Raw genomic sequence first — 18287 nt, forward strand, 5'->3', positions numbered from 1 at the left:
GACTATGCAAACCCGGTTAACCGAAGAGATGCGCCAGAACGCGCGGGCGCAGGAAGCCGACAGCATCCTGCGCGCCTGTGTTCACTGCGGATTTTGTACCGCAACCTGCCCAACCTATCAGCTTCTGGGCGATGAACTGGACGGGCCGCGCGGGCGCATCTATCTGATTAAACAGGTGCTGGAAGGTAACGAAGTCACGCTTAAAACACAGGAGCATCTCGATCGCTGTCTTACTTGCCGCAATTGTGAAACCACCTGTCCTTCTGGTGTGCGCTATCACACTCTGCTGGATATCGGGCGTGATATTGTCGAGCAGAAGGTGAAACGCCCACTGCCGGAGCGAATGCTGCGCGAAGGATTGCGCCAGGTAGTGCCGCGTCCGGCGGTCTTCCGTGCGCTGACGCAGGTAGGGCTGGTGCTGCGACCGTTTTTGCCAGAACAGATAAGAGCAAAATTGCCCGCCGAAATGGTGAAAGCTAAACCGCGTCCACCGCTGCGCCATAAGCGTCGGGTTTTAATGCTGGAAGGCTGCGCCCAGCCTACGCTTTCGCCCAACACCAACGCGGCAACTGCGCGAGTATTGGATCGTCTGGGGATCAGCGTCACGCCAGCTAATGAAGCAGGCTGTTGTGGCGCGGTGGACTATCATCTTAATGCGCAAGAGAAAGGGCTAGCGCGGGCGCGAAATAATATTGATGCCTGGTGGCCCGCGATTGAAGCAGGTGCCGAGGCAATTTTGCAGACTGCCAGCGGCTGCGGTGCGTTTGTCAAAGAGTACGGGCAGATGCTGAAAAACGATGCGCTGTATGCCGATAAAGCGCGTCAGGTCAGTGAGCTGGCGGTCGATTTAGTCGAACTTCTGCGCGAGGAACCGCTGGAAAAACTGGCAATTCGCGGCGATAAAAAGCTGGCCTTCCACTGCCCGTGTACCCTACAACATGCGCAAAAGCTGAACGGCGAAGTGGAAAAAGTGTTACTTCGTCTTGGATTTACCTTAACGGACGTTCCCGACAGCCATCTGTGCTGCGGGTCGGCGGGAACGTATGCATTAACGCATCCCGATCTGGCGCGCCAGCTGCGGGATAACAAAATGAATGCGCTGGAAAGCGGCAAACCGGAAATGATCGTCACCGCCAACATTGGTTGCCAGACGCATCTGGCGAGCGCCGGTCGAACCTCTGTGCGTCACTGGATTGAAATTGTAGAACAAGCCCTTGAAAAGGAATAACAAAATGAAAACTAAAGTCATTCTTAGCCAGCAAATGGCGAGTGCAATTATTGCCGCAGGTCAGGAAGAGGCGCAGAAAAATAACTGGTCTGTTTCCATTGCTGTTGCCGATGACGGCGGTCATCTGCTGGCGTTAAGTCGCATGGACGATTGCGCGCCGATTGCGGCTTACATCTCCCAGGAGAAAGCGCGTACCGCCGCGCTGGGGCGTCGTGAAACTAAGGGCTATGAAGAGATGGTGAACAACGGACGTACCGCGTTCGTGACTGCGCCGTTACTGACGTCGCTGGAAGGCGGCGTACCGGTTGTTGTTGATGGGCAAATTATTGGTGCCGTGGGCGTTTCTGGTTTAACCGGAGCACAGGATGCGCAGGTCGCGAAAGCGGCAGCAGCGGTGTTGGCGAAATAAGCGAAAACGAGGAGATAAACAATGAATCAAACCATAACCCAGGGCCGTTTACGCATTGACGCCAATTTTAAACGTTTTGTGGATGAAGAAGTTTTACCGGGAACAGGGCTGGACGCTGCGGCGTTCTGGCGCAATTTTGATGAGATCGTTCACGATCTGGCGCCAGAAAATCGTCAATTACTGGCAGAACGCGATCGCATTCAGGCGGCGCTGGACGAATGGCATCGCAGCAATCCGGGGCCGGTAAAAGACAAAGCGGCTTATAAATCTTTCCTGCGTGAACTGGGCTATCTCGTGCCGCAGCCGGACCACGTTACGGTGGAAACCACGGGCATCGATAGCGAAATCACCAGTCAGGCGGGGCCACAGCTGGTGGTTCCGGCGATGAACGCCCGCTACGCGCTGAACGCGGCGAATGCTCGCTGGGGCTCACTGTACGACGCGCTATACGGCAGCGACATCATCCCGCAGGAAGGGGCGATGGTCAGCGGCTACGATCCGCAGCGCGGTGAGCAGGTTATCGCCTGGGTTCGGCGTTTCCTCGATGAATCTCTACCGCTGGAAAACGGCAGCTATCAGGATGTCGTGGCGTTTAAGGTGGTCGACAAACAATTACGTATCCAGTTGAAAAATGGTAAAGAAACCACGTTACGTACTTCGGCACAGTTTGTCGGTTACCGTGGCAATGCCGCTGCGCCGACCTGCATTTTGCTGAAAAATAACGGCCTGCATATTGAGCTGCAAATCGATGCCAACGGGCGGATTGGCAAAGACGATCCGGCGCACATCAACGACGTTATCGTTGAAGCCGCCATCAGTACCATTCTCGACTGTGAAGATTCGGTCGCTGCGGTTGATGCGGAAGATAAAATCCTGCTGTACCGCAACTTGCTGGGCCTGATGCAGGGGACTCTGCAAGAGAAAATGGAGAAAAACGGTCGGCAAATCGTGCGTAAACTGAATGACGATCGTCAGTACACCGCCGCCGATGGCTCTGAAATTTCTCTGCACGGACGCTCGTTGCTGTTTATCCGCAACGTGGGGCATTTGATGACCATTCCTGTGATTTGGGACAGCGAAGGCAATGAAATCCCGGAAGGCATTCTTGATGGCGTCATGACTGGCGCGATTGCCCTCTATGATTTAAAAGTGCAGAAAAACTCGCGCACTGGCAGCGTCTATATTGTGAAACCGAAAATGCACGGTCCGCAGGAAGTGGCGTTCGCCAACAAACTGTTTTCCCGCGTTGAGACAATGCTCGGTATGGCACCGAATACCCTGAAAATGGGCATTATGGATGAAGAACGCCGGACCTCGCTGAACTTGCGTAGCTGTATCGCTCAGGCGCGCAACCGCGTGGCGTTCATCAATACCGGTTTCCTCGACCGTACCGGCGATGAAATGCATTCGGTGATGGAAGCGGGCCCGATGCTGCGTAAAAACCAGATGAAATCGACGCCGTGGATCAAAGCCTACGAGCGCAATAACGTGCTTTCCGGTCTGTTCTGCGGGCTGCGCGGTAAAGCGCAAATCGGCAAAGGCATGTGGGCAATGCCGGACCTGATGGCAGACATGTACAGCCAGAAGGGCGACCAGTTACGTGCCGGGGCAAACACGGCCTGGGTTCCGTCGCCAACTGCCGCTACGCTCCATGCGCTGCACTACCACCAAACCAACGTGCAGAGCGTGCAAGCCAACATTGCCCAGACCGAGTTCAATGCTGAATTTGAACCGCTGCTGGACGATCTGCTGACCATTCCGGTTGCTGAAAATGCTAACTGGTCGGCGCAAGAGATCCAACAAGAGCTGGATAACAACGTGCAGGGAATTCTGGGCTACGTGGTGCGTTGGGTAGAGCAGGGGATTGGTTGTTCAAAAGTGCCGGATATTCACAACGTGGCGCTGATGGAAGACCGTGCAACGCTGCGCATCTCCAGCCAGCATATTGCCAACTGGTTACGCCACGGCATCCTGACCAAAGAGCAGGTGCAGGCGTCGCTGGAGAACATGGCGAAGGTGGTTGATCAGCAAAACGCTGGCGATCCGGCTTATCGTCCGATGGCGGGGAATTTCGCTAACTCGTGTGCTTTTAAAGCTGCCAGCGATTTGATCTTCCTCGGCGTGAAACAGCCAAACGGTTATACCGAACCGTTATTACACGCCTGGCGTTTACGCGAAAAAGAAAGTCATTAATAGCGTCAAAAAAAGCCCCGGCAAGTTTTATTGTCGGGGCTATTATAGTAACTGCGGTAGTACATTTATCCCGGAAATAACCGGAGCGATTATCAGGGTTTAACAAAATTAAATACCCGCAGCGCATTACTAGCGGGCCTAAAACAACAATATGGACATCTTAACGATACTCTGCGCCTGCGTGTGCGGAACAGAAACCCTTACCCGATATACTTGTTATGCCAGAGGTAGCAATTGCGTTAGCAGCGTACTGTTGCTGTAAAGTATAACGCCTATATTTTACAGTTCAGTCCTCTTTTGCTTATTACAACCTTAATCATATCAAGCATATAAAGATAATAAGAGACTGAACAATATGGTTACCTGGACTCAAATGTATATGCCGATGGGAGGACTGGGGCTATCCGCTCTGGTTGCCCTGATCCCAATAATATTCTTCTTCGTTGCACTTGCGGTATTACGTCTGAAAGGACATGTCGCCGGAGCAATAACCCTTATATTATCTATCCTGATTGCGATATTCGCCTTTAAAATGCCGATTGATATGGCATTTGCTGCTGCGGGCTATGGCTTTATTTATGGATTATGGCCTATTGCGTGGATTATTGTCGCGGCTGTATTCCTGTATAAATTAACCGTTGCCAGCGGTCAGTTTGATATTATCCGCAGCTCGGTTATCTCCATCACCGACGATCAGCGTTTGCAGGTGTTACTGATTGGTTTCTCCTTTGGCGCGTTGCTGGAAGGGGCGGCTGGCTTTGGTGCTCCGGTGGCGATTACCGGTGCGCTGCTGGTGGGCTTGGGCTTCAAACCGCTATACGCGGCGGGGCTGTGTCTGATTGCCAACACTGCGCCGGTGGCGTTTGGTGCGTTGGGTGTGCCAATTCTGGTCGCCGGTCAGGTAACGGGAATCGATCCGTTCGACATTGGCGCAATGGCGGGACGTCAGTTACCGTTCCTGTCGGTACTGGTGCCGTTCTGGCTGGTAGCAATGATGGACGGCTGGAAAGGGGTGAAAGAGACGTGGCCCGCGGCGCTGGTTGCAGGGGGAAGCTTCGCTGTCACTCAGTTCTTTACCTCTAACTACATTGGCCCGGAACTGCCGGATATTACTTCGGCGCTGGTGAGTATCGTCTCACTCTCTTTATTCCTTAAAGTCTGGCGACCGAAAAATACCGAAACGGCAATCAGCATGGGGCAATCCGCAGGTGCGATGGTGGTGAATAAACCGTCTTCTGGCGGCCCGGTACCGTCAGAATATAGTCTGGGGCAAATCATTCGCGCGTGGTCACCGTTTTTAATCTTAACGGTACTGGTCACCATCTGGACCATGAAACCGTTTAAAGCGTTATTTGCTCCGGGCGGCGCGTTTTATTCGCTGGTGATTAATTTCCAGATCCCTCATTTGCATCAACAAGTCTTGAAAGCGGCCCCCATTGTCGCCCAGCCGACGCCAATGGACGCGGTGTTTAAATTCGACCCGCTCTCTGCTGGCGGCACCGCTATTTTTATTGCAGCGATTATCTCTATCTTCATCCTCGGCGTGGGGATCAAGAAAGGTATTGGCGTCTTTGCAGAAACGCTAATTAGCCTGAAGTGGCCGATACTGTCGATTGGCATGGTGCTGGCATTTGCCTTCGTGACCAACTATTCCGGTATGTCCACCACGCTGGCGCTGGTACTGGCGGGTACTGGTGTGATGTTCCCGTTCTTTTCGCCATTCCTCGGCTGGCTGGGGGTATTCCTTACCGGCTCGGACACCTCCTCGAACGCTCTGTTTGGTTCACTGCAATCAACCACGGCGCAGCAAATCAACGTCTCTGACACTCTGCTGGTGGCAGCAAATACCAGCGGCGGCGTAACTGGCAAGATGATCTCCCCACAATCTATCGCCGTGGCCTGCGCCGCGACGGGCATGGTGGGCCGAGAATCTGAACTGTTCCGCTACACCGTGAAGCACAGTCTGATTTTTGCCAGCGTTATCGGCATTATCACGCTGTTGCAGGCGTATGTGTTTACCGGGATGTTAGTTTCGTAAGTCAATAATGCCGGATGATCGTCAATATCATCCGGCTTCTTTCTATTCTCGTTTCATTATCCTGGCTAAATAATTGCAAAATCATTTCGCTGTTTATTATCCAGGCATAAATAATATTTCATGGTCAGATAACTCTCTAAATAATTAAGGGGGTGAGAATATCTATTTTTTTGTCACGCAAAACAAGTCTGTATTAATTGTGTTCGCTTGATGAGCAAACACCGTGCTATCTGTTGCTTTTGCAATCGCAATCGTTAAAACTATCAACAACTTGGGATAGTTACATTGTGAATAATTGTTACTTTTTTGTTTGTTGAATCATTTTATAAATACCCCGTCTGACATCGAATAGGGGATATTCTTATAAATTTCACCTGTTTCGTTATCAATAATGCAGTTTTTTTAAGAATGGAGGAAGTTATTAGAGAAGCTAAAACATAAAACTATTTCCCCAGTTACGAATTTTTTAACTATATTTTGTCACTTGCGTTATTAATGAATAAGAAATTTAAATATAAAAAATCGCTTTTAGCGGCTATTTTAAGCGCAACCTTATTAACCGGTTGTGATGGCGGCGGTTCAGGTTCTTCCTCCGATAACCCGCCTGTAGATTCTGGAACCGGGTCTTTGCCGGAAGTGAAACCCGATCCAACGCCAAACCCGGAGCCGACGCCGGAGCCTGAACCTACGCCGGACCCGACACCTGAGCCAGAGCCAACGCCAGAACCGGAGCCAGAACCTGTTCCTACGAAAACAGGTTATCTGACCCTGGGCGGAAGCCAGCGGGTAATCGGTGCTAAATGTAATGGTGAATCCAGCGACGGCTTTACTTTTACACCTGGCGAGAACGTTACTTGCGTGGCAGGTAACACGACAATTGCCACCTTCAACACTCAGTCAGAAGCTGCGCGTAGCTTGCGTGCGGTTGAAAAAGTGTCGTTTAGCCTTGAGGATGCGCAAGAACTGGCGGGCTCCGATGACAAGAAAAGCAATGCGGTTTCGCTGGTAACGTCCAGTAACAGCTGTCCGGCGAATACAGAACAGGTTTGTCTGACGTTCTCCTCGGTGATCGAGAGTAAACGCTTCGACTCGCTGTATAAGCAAATCGATCTGGCACCGGAAGAGTTCAAAAAGCTGGTCAATGAAGAGGTGGAAAACAATGCTGCGACTGATAAAGCGCCATCCACTCATACTTCACCGGTCGTGCCAGTCACCACACCGGGAACAAAACCGGATCTGAACGCTTCCTTCGTGTCGGCTAACGCGGAACAGTTTTATCAGTATCAACCTACGGAAATCATTCTCTCCGAAGGCCGACTGGTAGATAGCATGGGCAATGGTGTGGTTGGCGTAAATTACTACACCAGCTCAGGCCGTGGCGTGACTGGCGAAAACGGCAAATTCAACTTCAGCTGGGGCGAAACCATCTCCTTTGGTATCGACACCTTTGAACTGGGCTCAGTACGCGGCAATAAGTCGACCATTGCGTTGACTGAGCTGGGCGACGAAGTTCGCGGCGCGAATATTGATCAGCTTATTCATCGTTACTCCCAGGCCGGAAAAAATGATGAGCGTGAAGTGCCGGACGTAGTGCGTAAGGTCTTTGCCGAGTATCCCAACGTGATCAACGAGATTATTAATCTCTCGTTATCCAATGGCGAGGCGTTGAGCGAAGGCGATCAAACCTTTGAGCGGACAAACGAATTTCTTGAGCAGTTTGAATCCGGGCAGGCTAAAGAGATTGATACGGCGATTTGTGACTCCCTTGGGGGCTGCAACTCTCAGCGTTGGTTCTCGTTGACAGCACGCAATGTTAACGAAGGTCAGATTCAGGGCGTTATCAACAAGCTGTGGGGTGTGGATAAAGATTACAAATCTGTGACGAAATTCCACGTCTTCCATGACTCTACCAACTTCTATGGCAGCACCGGTAATGCGCGCGGTCAGGCAGTGGTGAATATCTCCAACGCGGCCTTCCCGATTCTGATGGCGCGTAATGATAAAAACTACTGGCTGGCCTTCGGCGAAAAACGCGCCTGGGATAAAAACGAGCTGGCGTACATTACTGAAGCGCCTTCTCTTGTGGTGCCAGAAAACGTCACGCGCGATACCGCGACCTTCAACCTGCCGTTTATTTCGCTGGGGCAAGTCGGTGAGGGCAAACTGATGGTTATCGGTAACCCGCACTACAACAGCATTTTACGTTGCCCGAACGGTTACAGCTGGAACGGGAGCGTTAATAAAGACGGACAGTGTACGCTCGACAGCGATCCGGACGACATGAAGAACTTCATGGAGAACGTACTGCGCTATCTGTCAAATGAACGCTGGCTGCCGGATGCGAAGAGCAGTATGACCGTGGGCACTAACCTGGATACGGTTTATTTCAAAAAAGCGGGTCAGGTATTAGGAAATAGTGCTCCGTTTGCTTTCCATAAGGATTTCGCAGGTATCACGGTTAAACCGTTGACCAGTTATGGCAATCTGAATCCAGATGAAGTTCCTCTGCTGATCCTCAATGGCTTTGAGTATGTGACTCAGTGGTCTGGCGATCCCTATGCAGTGCCTCTGCGTGCAGATACCAGCAAACCGAAGCTGACCCAGCAGGATGTGACGGATCTGATCGCCTATCTGAACAAAGGCGGATCGGTGCTGATCATGGAAAATGTGATGAGCAATCTTAAGGAAGAGAGCGCATCAGGCTTTGTACGTCTGCTTGATGCCGCAGGTCTGTCGATGGCGCTTAACAAATCGGTGGTGAATACCGATCCGCAGGGTTATCCAGACCGCGTGCGCCAGCGTCGAGCGACTGGCATTTGGGTTTATGAACGTTATCCGGTTGTGGAAGGTGAACTGCCGTACACCATTGATTCCCAAACAGGAAAAGTTACCTGGAAATATCAGATTGATAACAAACCTGATAAGAAACCGAAACTGGAAGTGGCCAGCTGGCAGGAAGATGTCGATGGCAAACAGGTCAAACGCTATGCCTTTATCGATGAGGCGGAGTTTAAAACAAAAGAGTCTCTGGAGGCGGCAAAGGCAAAAATCTTTGAGGCGTTTCCTGGATTAAAGGAATGTAAGGACCCGGCATATCACTATGAGGTCAACTGTCTGGAATACCGCCCGGGCACGGGAGTTCCTGTAACGCCAGAGAATAATACTGGCATGTTTGTTCCGCGCTATACGCAACTGAATCTCAGCGCCGACACTGCGAAAGCGATGCTACAGGCGGCGGATTTAGGCACTAACATTCAGCGTCTGTATCAGCATGAGCTCTACTTCCGGACCAATGGTCGCAAAGGTGAGCGTCTGAGCAGCGTCGATCTGGAACGTCTGTACCAGAACATGTCGGTCTGGCTGTGGAATGAAATTGAATATAGCTATGACAGCAGCAAGGATGACGAGCTGGGCTTTAAAACGTTCACCGAGTTCCTGAACTGCTACGCCAACGATGCTTACACCAACGGCACGCAGTGTTCTGCAGAGCTGAAACAATCGCTGATCGATAACAAGATGATCTACGGTGAAGGCAGCAAAGCGGGCATGATGAACCCGAGCTATCCGCTCAACTATATGGAAAAACCGCTGACGCGCCTGATGCTGGGGCGTTCCTGGTGGGATCTGAACATCAAAGTTGATGTCGAGAAGTATCCGGGAGCGGTATCGGCAGATGGGCAGGAGGTTACAGAAACCATCAGCCTGTACTCGAATCCGACCAAATGGTTTGCGGGTAACATGCAGTCTACTGGTCTGTGGGCTCCGGCTCAAAAAGAGGTCACCATTAAGTCCAATGCGGACGTTCCTGTGACTGTCACCGTGGCGCTGGCCGACGACCTTACCGGACGTGAGAAGCATGAAGTTGCTCTGAACCGTCCGCCAAGAGTGACTAAAACGTATACTCTGGAGGCTAATGGTACGGTGAAGTTTACGGTTCCTTACGGTGGTCTGATTTATATCAAGGGCAACAGCCCACAGAATGAGTCAGCCAAATTCACCTTTACTGGCGTGGTAAAAGCACCGTTCTATAAAGATGGTGCATGGAAAAACGCTCTGAACTCCCCTGCGCCGTTGGGCGAGCTGGAGTCTGCGTCGTTCGTCTATACCACGCCGAAGAAGAACCTTGAGGCCAGCAATTTCACGGATGGCGTAGAACAATTCGCTAAGGAACTGGATACCTTTGCCAGCTCGATGAATGACTTCTACGGTCGTGATGAAACGAGCGGTAACCACCGGATGTTTACCTATGAAGCATTGACGGGACATAAACATCGTTTCGCCAACGATGTGCAGATCTCCATCGGTGATGCGCACTCTGGTTATCCGGTAATGAACAGCAGCTTCTCGACGAACAGCACCACGCTGCCGACGACGCCGCTGAACGACTGGCTGATCTGGCATGAAGTAGGGCATAACGCCGCAGAAACACCACTGACTGTACCGGGCGCAACTGAAGTGGCGAACAACGTGCTGGCGCTGTACATGCAGGATCGTTATCTCGGCAAGATGAACCGTGTCGCTGACGATATTACCGTCGCGCCGGAATATCTGGACGAGAGCAACGGTCAGGCATGGGCGCGCGGCGGTGCGGGTGACCGTCTGCTGATGTACGCGCAGCTGAAGGAATGGGCAGAGAAAAACTTTGATATCAAGAAATGGTATCCAGATAGCAAGCTGCCAGAGTTCTACAGCGATCGTGAAGGGATGAAAGGCTGGAACCTGTTCCAGTTGATGCATCGTAAAGCACGCGGCGATGATGTTGGCGACAAGACCTTTGGTGGCAAGAATTACTGTGCCGAATCCAACGGTAACGCTGCCGACACGCTGATGCTGTGTGCCTCCTGGGTCGCTCAGACGGATCTTTCGGAGTTCTTTAAGAAATGGAATCCAGGCGCGAATGCTTACCAGCTGCCGGGGGCTAGCGAGATGAGCTTCGAGGGCGGTGTGAGCCAGTCGGCTTACAACAAGCTCGCTGCGCTTGGTCTGCCGAAACCGCAGCAAGGGCCGGAAACCATTAATAAGGTTACCGAGCATAAGATGTCAGCCGAGTAAGCCTGTATGCCGGATAAGGCGCTCGCGCCGCATCCGGCATGAAATAAGGTGCATCGGGTTAACACATATGCCCGATGCGCCAGCTTATCGGGCCTACAGAGAGGGAAAGCCGCGATTATTTGCGTTGGCAGACACCCGTAGGCCGGATAAGGCGTTCACGCCGCATCCGGCATGAAATAAGGCGCACCGGGCCTGGAGGGAAAGCCGCGATTATTTACGTTGGCAGACACCCGTAGGCCGGATAAGGCGTTTTACGCCGCATCCGGCAAGTTACAACAAACAACCTTTAACCATGCATTTTGATGTTTTTCAGCAATACCCCGCGGTGATGCCCATACTGGCAACCGTCGGAGGATTGATCATCGGCAGTTTTTTGAATGTGGTGATTTGGCGTTACCCCATCATGCTGCGCCAACAAATGGCGGAGTTTCATGGTGAAATGCCGAGTGCGCAGTCAAAAATAAGCCTGGCGCTGCCACGCTCGCACTGCCCACATTGTCAGCAGACCATCAGGATACGTGACAACATTCCGCTGCTCTCCTGGCTGATGCTCAAAGGGCGCTGCCGCGACTGCCAGGCGAAAATCAGCAAGCGTTATCCGCTGGTGGAGTTATTGACGGCACTCGCTTTTTTGCTGGCGAGTCTGGTGTGGCCGGAAAGTGGATGGGGGCTGGCGGTGATGATATTATCCGCCTGGCTGATTGCCGCGAGCATCATCGACCTCGATCACCAATGGCTGCCCGATGTTTTTACTCAGGGCGTATTGTGGACCGGGCTGATTGCGGCATGGGCGCAGCAGAGTCCGCTCACGCTACAAGACGCAGTCACTGGCGTCCTGGTGGGGTTTATCGCTTTTTACTCCCTGCGCTGGATAGCCGGAATAGTTCTGCGTAAAGAAGCATTAGGCATGGGCGATGTATTATTGTTCGCCGCCTTAGGTGGCTGGGTGGGGGCGTTATCACTGCCCAATGTTGCTTTAATCGCCTCATGCTGCGGCCTGATATATGCCGTTATTACAAAAAGAGGATCAACCACACTGCCTTTTGGACCGTGTTTAAGTCTGGGCGGTATAGCAACACTTTATCTACAGGCATTGTTTTAATGATAACCACGTCATTATCGAAGTGACATTTTAACTCTTATTAATAACCTTAGAGATTATTTACCATGTCGATAAAACAAATGCCAGGGAGGGTATTAATATCGCTATTGTTGAGCGTTACAGGATTATTAAGTGGTTGCGCCAGCCATAATGAAAACGCCAGTTTACTGGCGAAAAAACAGGCGCAAAATATCAGCCAAAACCTGCCGATTAAATCTGCGGGATATACCTTAGTGCTGGCGCAAAGTAGCGGCACGACGGTAAAAATGACCATTATCAGCGAAGCGGGTACTCAGACCACGCAGACGCCTGACGCCTTTTTAACCAGCTATCAACGACAAATGTGCGCTGACCCAACGGTGAAATTAATGATCACCGAGGGAATTAATTACAGCATAACGATTAATGATACACGTACAGGTAACCAGTATCAGCGGAAACTGGATCGTACCACCTGTGGAATAGTCAAAGCATAACGTCGGGTATATAAATTGGCGCGGGTTGTTTTTCGTGACGCACGAATTTATCTCATTCAATGGCTGACAAAAATTCGTCACACACTTAGCCAGAGACAAACTCTTAATACAGACAAAGAGCATCTGCGCAAAATTGCACGCGGGATGTTCTGGCTGATGCTGCTTATTATTTCTGCAAAAATGGCGTATTCACTCTGGCGTTATATCTCCTTTTCTGCGGAATATACGGAGGTTTCCCCATCGGCGAATAAACCGACCCGTGTGGATGCAAAACCGTTCGATAAAAAAGACGCGCAATTAATCAGCCAGCAAAACTGGTTTGGCAAATATCAGCCTGTCGCCGCGCCGGTAAAACAACCCGAACCTGCGCCTGTGGCAGAAACGCGTCTTAATGTGGTGCTGCGTGGGATCGCCTTTGGTGCCAGACCCGGCGCGGTTATTGAAGAAGGCGGCAAACAACAGGTTTATTTGCAGGGCGAACGGCTTGGCTCTCACAACGCGGTGATTGAGGAAATCAACCGCGACCATGTGATGCTGCGCTATCAGGGAAAAATAGAGCGCCTGAGTCTGGCAGAAGAGGAGCGTTCCACCATTGCTGCGACCAACAAAAAAGCCGCCAGTGACGAAGCAAAGCAAGCTGTTGCTGAGCCTGCTGTCAGTGCGCCCGTTGAGATCCCGACTGCCGTGCGTCAGGCACTGGCGAAAGATCCGCAGAAAATTTTTAACTATATCCAGCTTACGCCTGTGCGTAAGGAGGGAATTGTCGGTTATGCAGTGAAGCCGGGGGCAGATCGTTCTCTGTTCGATGCCAGCGGTTTCAGGGAAGGCGATATCGCCATTGCGCTAAATCAGCAGGATTTCACTGATCCACGAGCAATGATTGCTCTAATGCGGCAGTTACCTTCAATGGATTCCATTCAACTTACGGTTTTACGCAAGGGTGCGCGCTACGACATTTCCATCGCGCTGCGCTAACCGCATTTAATCCAGGAGAATCATTCATCGTGTTTTGGCGTGATATTACGTTGTCGGTCTGGCGTAAGAAGACAACTGGCCTCAAAACAAAAAAGCGTTTACTGCCGCTGGTGCTGGCAGCGGCATTATGTAGTTCACCGGTCTGGGCGGAAGAAGCCACTTTCACCGCCAATTTTAAAGATACCGACCTGAAATCGTTCATCGAAACCGTCGGCGCTAACCTTAATAAGACCATCATTATGGGGCCGGGCGTACAGGGGAAAGTGAGTATTCGCACCATGACCCCCCTCAATGAACGCCAGTATTACCAGCTATTCCTTAACCTGCTGGAAGCACAGGGGTATGCCGTCGTACCGATGGAAAACGACGTGCTGAAGGTGGTGAAATCCAGCGCCGCAAAAGTCGAGCCGTTGCCGCTGGTCGGTGAAGGCAGCGACAATTATGCGGGCGATGAAATGGTCACCAAAGTGGTGCCAGTACGCAATGTGTCAGTACGCGAACTGGCACCGATTCTGCGCCAGATGATCGACAGCGCAGGCTCAGGCAACGTCGTCAATTACGATCCCTCCAACGTAATTATGCTCACCGGACGCGCCTCAGTCGTGGAGCGCCTGACGGAAGTGATCCAGCGCGTGGATCACGCGGGTAATCGCACCGAAGAGGTGATCCCGCTGGATAACGCCTCGGCTTCGGAAATCGCCCGCGTGCTGGAAAGCCTGACCAAAAATAGCGGCGAGAACCAGCCTGCGACGCTGAAATCTCAAATTGTCGCCGACGAACGCACCAACAGCGTGATTGTCAGTGGTGACCCCGCCACGCGAGACAAAATGCGCCGCCTGATCCGTCGCCTGGATTCAGAAATGGAGCGTAGCGGCAACAGCCAGGTGTTCTATCTCAAATACAGCAAAGCGGAAGATCTGGTCGATGTGCTGAAGCAGGTCAGCGGCACGCTCACGGCGGCTAAAGAAGAGGCGGAAGGCACGGTCGGTAGCGGGCGTGAGGTTGTCTCCATCGCCGCCAGCAAACACAGTAATGCCCTGATTGTTACTGCGCCGCAGGACATCATGCAGTCGCTGCAAAGCGTGATTGAACAACTGGATATTCGCCGTGCTCAGGTGCATGTCGAGGCGTTGATCGTGGAAGTTGCCGAAGGCAGCAATATCAACTTCGGCGTGCAGTGGGCGTCGAAAGATGCCGGATTAATGCAGTTTGCTAACGGTACGCAGATCCCTATCGGTACGCTGGGGGCAGCCATTTCTCAGGCGAAACCGCAGAAAGGCTCGACGGTGATCAGTGAAAACGGCGCCACCACCATTAACCCGGATACTAACGGCGATCTCTCCACGCTCGCCCAGCTTCTTTCTGGCTTTAGCGGTACGGCGGTTGGCGTGGTGAAAGGCGACTGGATGGCGCTGGTACAGGCGGTTAAAAACGACTCCAGCTCGAACGTGCTCTCCACGCCGAGCATCACCACGCTGGACAACCAGGAAGCCTTCTTCATGGTGGGCCAGGATGTTCCGGTATTAACCGGATCTACCGTTGGTTCCAATAACAGCAATCCTTTCAACACAGTAGAGAGGAAAAAAGTCGGCATCATGCTGAAAGTCACGCCGCAGATTAACGAAGGTAACGCGGTACAGATGGTGATTGAGCAGGAAGTCTCGAAGGTGGAAGGGCAGACCAGCCTCGACGTCGTGTTTGGTGAGCGCAAACTGAAAACCACCGTGCTGGCTAACGATGGTGAGCTGATTGTGCTTGGCGGTCTGATGGACGACCAGGCGGGAGAAAGCGTGGCGAAAGTGCCGCTGCTGGGCGATATCCCATTGATTGGTAACCTGTTTAAATCCACTGCGGATAAAAAAGAAAAACGTAACCTGATGGTGTTTATCCGTCCAACCATTCTGCGTGACGGTATGGCGGCAGACGGTGTGTCGCAGCGTAAATATAACTATATGCGTGCCGAACAGATCTATCGTGATGAGCAAGGCTTAAGCCTGATGCCGCACACTGCGCAGCCGGTACTGCCAGCGCAAAACCAGGCATTGCCGCCGGAAGTACGCGCGTTCCTCAATGCCGGGAGAACGCGTTAATGGTGCCTGAAGCACAGGAAACCACCGCTAACACCGTGCGTCTGCCCTACAGTTTCAGCCGTCGGTTTAGCCTGGTGGCGTGGTGCGAAGCGTCGCTGGAGATCCTCCATGTGCATCCGTTGTCGCTCTCTGTTTTGCAGGAGCTGCAGCGGGGGCTGAACGCGCCCTTTACGCTGCGGCAAATCGACGAAGCCGAATTTGAACAGCGGCTGAATGCGGTCTGGCAGCGTGACTCTTCCGAGGCTCGGCAGCTGATGGAAGATCTCGGTTCCACCGAGGATTTTTTTACACTTGCTGAAGAACTGCCGGAAACGGAAGATCTGCTGGAAAGCGACGACGATGCGCCGATCATCAAACTGATCAACGCCATGCTGGCAGAGGCGATTAAAGAAGGCGCTTCGGATATCCACATCGAGACGTTTGAAAAGAGTCTGGTGATCCGTTTTCGCGTTGACGGCACATTACATGAAATGCTGCGCCCGGGGCGCAAACTGGCCTCGCTGCTGGTATCGCGTATCAAGGTGATGGCGCGGCTGGATATCGCCGAAAAGCGCGTACCGCAGGATGGACGTATTGCGCTGCTGCTGGGCGGTCGGGCGATTGATGTGCGTGTCTCCACCATGCCTTCCGCCTGGGGCGAGCGCGTGGTGCTGCGACTGCTGGACAAAAACCAGGCCCGCCTGACGCTGGAGCGTCTGGGTTTAAGTTACGAACTGACCGCGCAGTTGCGCCAGCTACTGCATAAACCGCACGGTATCTTTCTGGTTACGGGGCCGACGGGTTCCGGCAAAAGCACCACGCTGTACGCCGGATTGCAGGAGCTGAACAACCATTCGCGCAACATTCTCACGGTTGAAGATCCCATCGAATACATGATTGAAGGGATCGGTCAGACGCAGGTCAACACCCGCGTCGGGATGACCTTCGCCCGTGGGCTGCGCGCGATTTTGCGTCAGGACCCGGATGTGGTGATGGTCGGTGAAATCCGCGATACCGAAACCGCAGAAATCGCCGTTCAGGCGTCATTGACCGGACACCTGGTACTTTCCACGCTGCATACCAACACGGCGGTGGGGGCGATCACGCGTTTGCAGGATATGGGCGTTGAGCCTTTCCTGCTCTCTTCCAGTTTGACGGGCGTGATGGCGCAGCGACTGGTTCGCACGCTGTGCACCGACTGCCGCCAGGCCGCGCCTGCCACTGACGAAGAAAAACGCCTGCTGGGGATTACCGATGCGCGAACCGTCACGCTGTACCATCCGCAGGGCTGCCCCGCCTGTAATCACAAAGGTTTTCGCGGACGTACTGCCATCCATGAGCTGATCGTGGTGGACGCCACATTGCGTGATTTGATCCACCGTCAGGCCGGGGAACTGGAGCTGGAACGTTATGTCCGGCAACACTCTGCGGGTATCCGCAGCAACGGCATTGAGAAAGTGCTCGCCGGAGAAACCTCTCTCGATGAAGTTCTGCGGGTAACCATGGAGGCGTAATGGCACTGTTTTACTATCAGGCGCTGGAGCGTAATGGTCGCAAGACCAAAGGCATGATTGAGGCGGATTCCGCGCGTCATGCCCGCCAGTTGTTGCGCGGTAAAGACCTCATTCCCGTGCACATTGAAGCCCGGATGAATGCATCGGCAGGGGGAATGTTGCAGCGTCGGCGGCACGCACATCGTCGCGTGGCGGCGGCAGATCTGGCGCTGTTCACTCGTCAACTGGCAACGTTAGTACAGGCAGCAATGCCGCTGGAAACCTGCTTACAGGCGGTCAGTGAGCAAAGTGAAAAACTGCATGTAAAAAGCCTCGGTATGGCGCTGCGCAGCCGGATTCAGGAAGGTTATACCCTGTCGGACAGCCTGCGCGAACATCCCCGCGTCTTTGATTCCCTGTTTTGTTCGATGGTGGCTGCCGGAGAAAAATCCGGGCATCTCGACGTGGTGCTCAATCGCCTTGCGGATTACACCGAACAGCGCCAGCGCCTGAAATCACGATTGTTGCAGGCCATGCTCTATCCGCTGGTATTGCTGGTGGTGGCAACGGGCGTGGTCACTATTTTGCTGACGGCGGTAGTGCCGAAAATTATCGAACAGTTTGATCATCTCGGACACGCGCTACCCGCCTCCACCCGAATGCTCATCGCTATGAGCGACGCGTTACAGGCCAGCGGCGTTTACTGGCTGGCGGGATTGCTGGGGCTTCTGGTGCTGGGGCAACGGCTACTCAAAAATCCTGCTATGCGCCTGCGCTGGGACAAAACCGTGCTGCGCCTGCCCGTGACGGGGCGTGTTGCGCGCGGGCTGAATACGGCGCGGTTTTCCCGCACATTAAGCATCCTCACCGCCAGCAGTGTTCCGCTACTGGAAGGCATTCAGACCGCTGCCGCTGTGTCGGCAAATCGCTATGTCGAGCAACAACTGCTGCTGGCGGCAGATCGCGTCCGCGAAGGAAGCAGTCTGCGCGCTGCGCTGGCGGAGTTGCGCCTGTTCCCGCCGATGATGCTGTACATGATCGCCTCCGGCGAACAGAGCGGCGAGCTGGAAACCATGCTTGAACAGGCCGCAGTTAACCAGGAGCGGGAATTTGATACCCAGGTGGGGCTGGCGTTGGGGCTGTTTGAGCCTGCGCTGGTGGTGATGATGGCGGGCGTGGTGCTGTTTATCGTCATCGCCATCCTCGAGCCGATGCTGCAACTGAACAATATGGTTGGAATGTAATTTACGGA

The 18287-nt window shown here is 53.0% G+C and carries 11 protein-coding genes; all 11 read left to right on the forward strand.

The features are described from left to right. Nucleotides 1-4 precede the first annotated feature (4 nt). The 11 genes from glcF (at nucleotide 5) to gspF (ending at nucleotide 18279) form a co-directional block, all read left to right on the forward strand. Nucleotides 5-1228 (forward strand): glycolate oxidase subunit GlcF, encoded by a 1224-nt coding sequence (glcF, locus tag D9736_RS07055; RefSeq protein WP_130258006.1) that lies wholly within the window; start codon nucleotides 5-7, stop codon nucleotides 1226-1228. 4 nt (nucleotides 1229-1232) lie between these two features. Further along, the gene (locus D9736_RS07060) at nucleotides 1233-1637 is read left to right on the forward strand and encodes a GlcG family protein (RefSeq protein ID WP_000853256.1); all 405 of its coding nucleotides are present in this window, start codon (nucleotides 1233-1235) and stop codon (nucleotides 1635-1637) included. A 21-nt stretch (nucleotides 1638-1658) separates the two neighbouring features. Further along, nucleotides 1659-3830: a malate synthase G gene (gene glcB / locus D9736_RS07065; protein WP_130258007.1), complete on the forward strand. Its 2172-nt coding sequence runs from the start codon at nucleotides 1659-1661 to the stop codon at nucleotides 3828-3830. Nucleotides 3831-4185: 355 nt separating this feature from the next. Beyond that, nucleotides 4186-5868, forward strand: coding sequence for a glycolate permease GlcA (gene glcA / locus D9736_RS07070; RefSeq protein WP_000259282.1), 1683 nt, complete (start codon nucleotides 4186-4188; stop codon nucleotides 5866-5868). A 495-nt stretch (nucleotides 5869-6363) separates the two neighbouring features. Next, nucleotides 6364-10920, forward strand: a complete 4557-nt coding sequence (sslE, locus tag D9736_RS07075; protein ID WP_130258008.1) for a lipoprotein metalloprotease SslE — start codon at nucleotides 6364-6366, stop codon at nucleotides 10918-10920. A gap of 292 nt (nucleotides 10921-11212) precedes the next feature. Continuing rightward, nucleotides 11213-12022 carry a prepilin peptidase PppA gene (gene pppA / locus D9736_RS07090; protein WP_130258009.1) on the forward strand — a complete coding sequence of 270 codons (810 nt, stop codon included), beginning with the start codon at nucleotides 11213-11215 and terminating at the stop codon, nucleotides 12020-12022. A 65-nt stretch (nucleotides 12023-12087) separates the two neighbouring features. After that, nucleotides 12088-12498 (forward strand): type II secretion system pilot lipoprotein GspS-beta, encoded by a 411-nt coding sequence (gene gspS2, locus D9736_RS07095; protein WP_001324279.1) that lies wholly within the window; start codon nucleotides 12088-12090, stop codon nucleotides 12496-12498. 15 nt (nucleotides 12499-12513) lie between these two features. After that, on the forward strand, nucleotides 12514-13473 hold the full coding sequence (gspC, locus tag D9736_RS07100; RefSeq protein WP_130258010.1) for a type II secretion system protein GspC: 960 nt from the start codon (nucleotides 12514-12516) through the stop codon (nucleotides 13471-13473). Between the two features lie 29 nt (nucleotides 13474-13502). Further along, nucleotides 13503-15563, forward strand: a complete 2061-nt coding sequence (gene gspD / locus D9736_RS07105; protein WP_000498829.1) for a type II secretion system secretin GspD — start codon at nucleotides 13503-13505, stop codon at nucleotides 15561-15563. Continuing rightward, nucleotides 15563-17056, forward strand: a complete 1494-nt coding sequence (gene gspE, locus D9736_RS07110) for a type II secretion system ATPase GspE (protein WP_130258011.1) — start codon at nucleotides 15563-15565, stop codon at nucleotides 17054-17056. Before gspD ends, gspE begins: the two co-directional genes overlap by 1 nt. Continuing rightward, complete coding sequence (gspF, locus tag D9736_RS07115) at nucleotides 17056-18279, forward strand: type II secretion system inner membrane protein GspF (RefSeq protein ID WP_097339440.1); 1224 nt, start codon at nucleotides 17056-17058, stop codon at nucleotides 18277-18279. The genes gspE and gspF overlap by 1 nt, the downstream gene beginning before the upstream one ends. Nucleotides 18280-18287: the final 8 nt, after the last annotated feature.

Origin of the sequence: Escherichia sp. E10V10, assembly GCF_004211985.1 — a bacterium.
In the GTDB taxonomy this organism is placed as follows: Bacteria; Pseudomonadota; Gammaproteobacteria; order Enterobacterales; family Enterobacteriaceae; genus Escherichia.

What these genes read in the sequence shown, in the direction of transcription:
- glcF (WP_130258006.1), top strand. Translation starts at nt 5, where the DNA reads ATGCAAACCCGGTTAACCGAAGAGATGCGCCAGAACGCGCGGGCGCAG.
- D9736_RS07060 (WP_000853256.1), top strand. Translation starts at nt 1,233, where the DNA reads ATGAAAACTAAAGTCATTCTTAGCCAGCAAATGGCGAGTGCAATTATT.
- glcB (WP_130258007.1), top strand. Translation starts at nt 1,659, where the DNA reads ATGAATCAAACCATAACCCAGGGCCGTTTACGCATTGACGCCAATTTT.
- glcA (WP_000259282.1), top strand. Translation starts at nt 4,186, where the DNA reads ATGGTTACCTGGACTCAAATGTATATGCCGATGGGAGGACTGGGGCTA.
- sslE (WP_130258008.1), top strand. Translation starts at nt 6,364, where the DNA reads ATGAATAAGAAATTTAAATATAAAAAATCGCTTTTAGCGGCTATTTTA.
- pppA (WP_130258009.1), top strand. Translation starts at nt 11,213, where the DNA reads ATGCATTTTGATGTTTTTCAGCAATACCCCGCGGTGATGCCCATACTG.
- gspS2 (WP_001324279.1), top strand. Translation starts at nt 12,088, where the DNA reads ATGTCGATAAAACAAATGCCAGGGAGGGTATTAATATCGCTATTGTTG.
- gspE (WP_130258011.1), top strand. Translation starts at nt 15,563, where the DNA reads ATGGTGCCTGAAGCACAGGAAACCACCGCTAACACCGTGCGTCTGCCC.
- gspF (WP_097339440.1), top strand. Translation starts at nt 17,056, where the DNA reads ATGGCACTGTTTTACTATCAGGCGCTGGAGCGTAATGGTCGCAAGACC.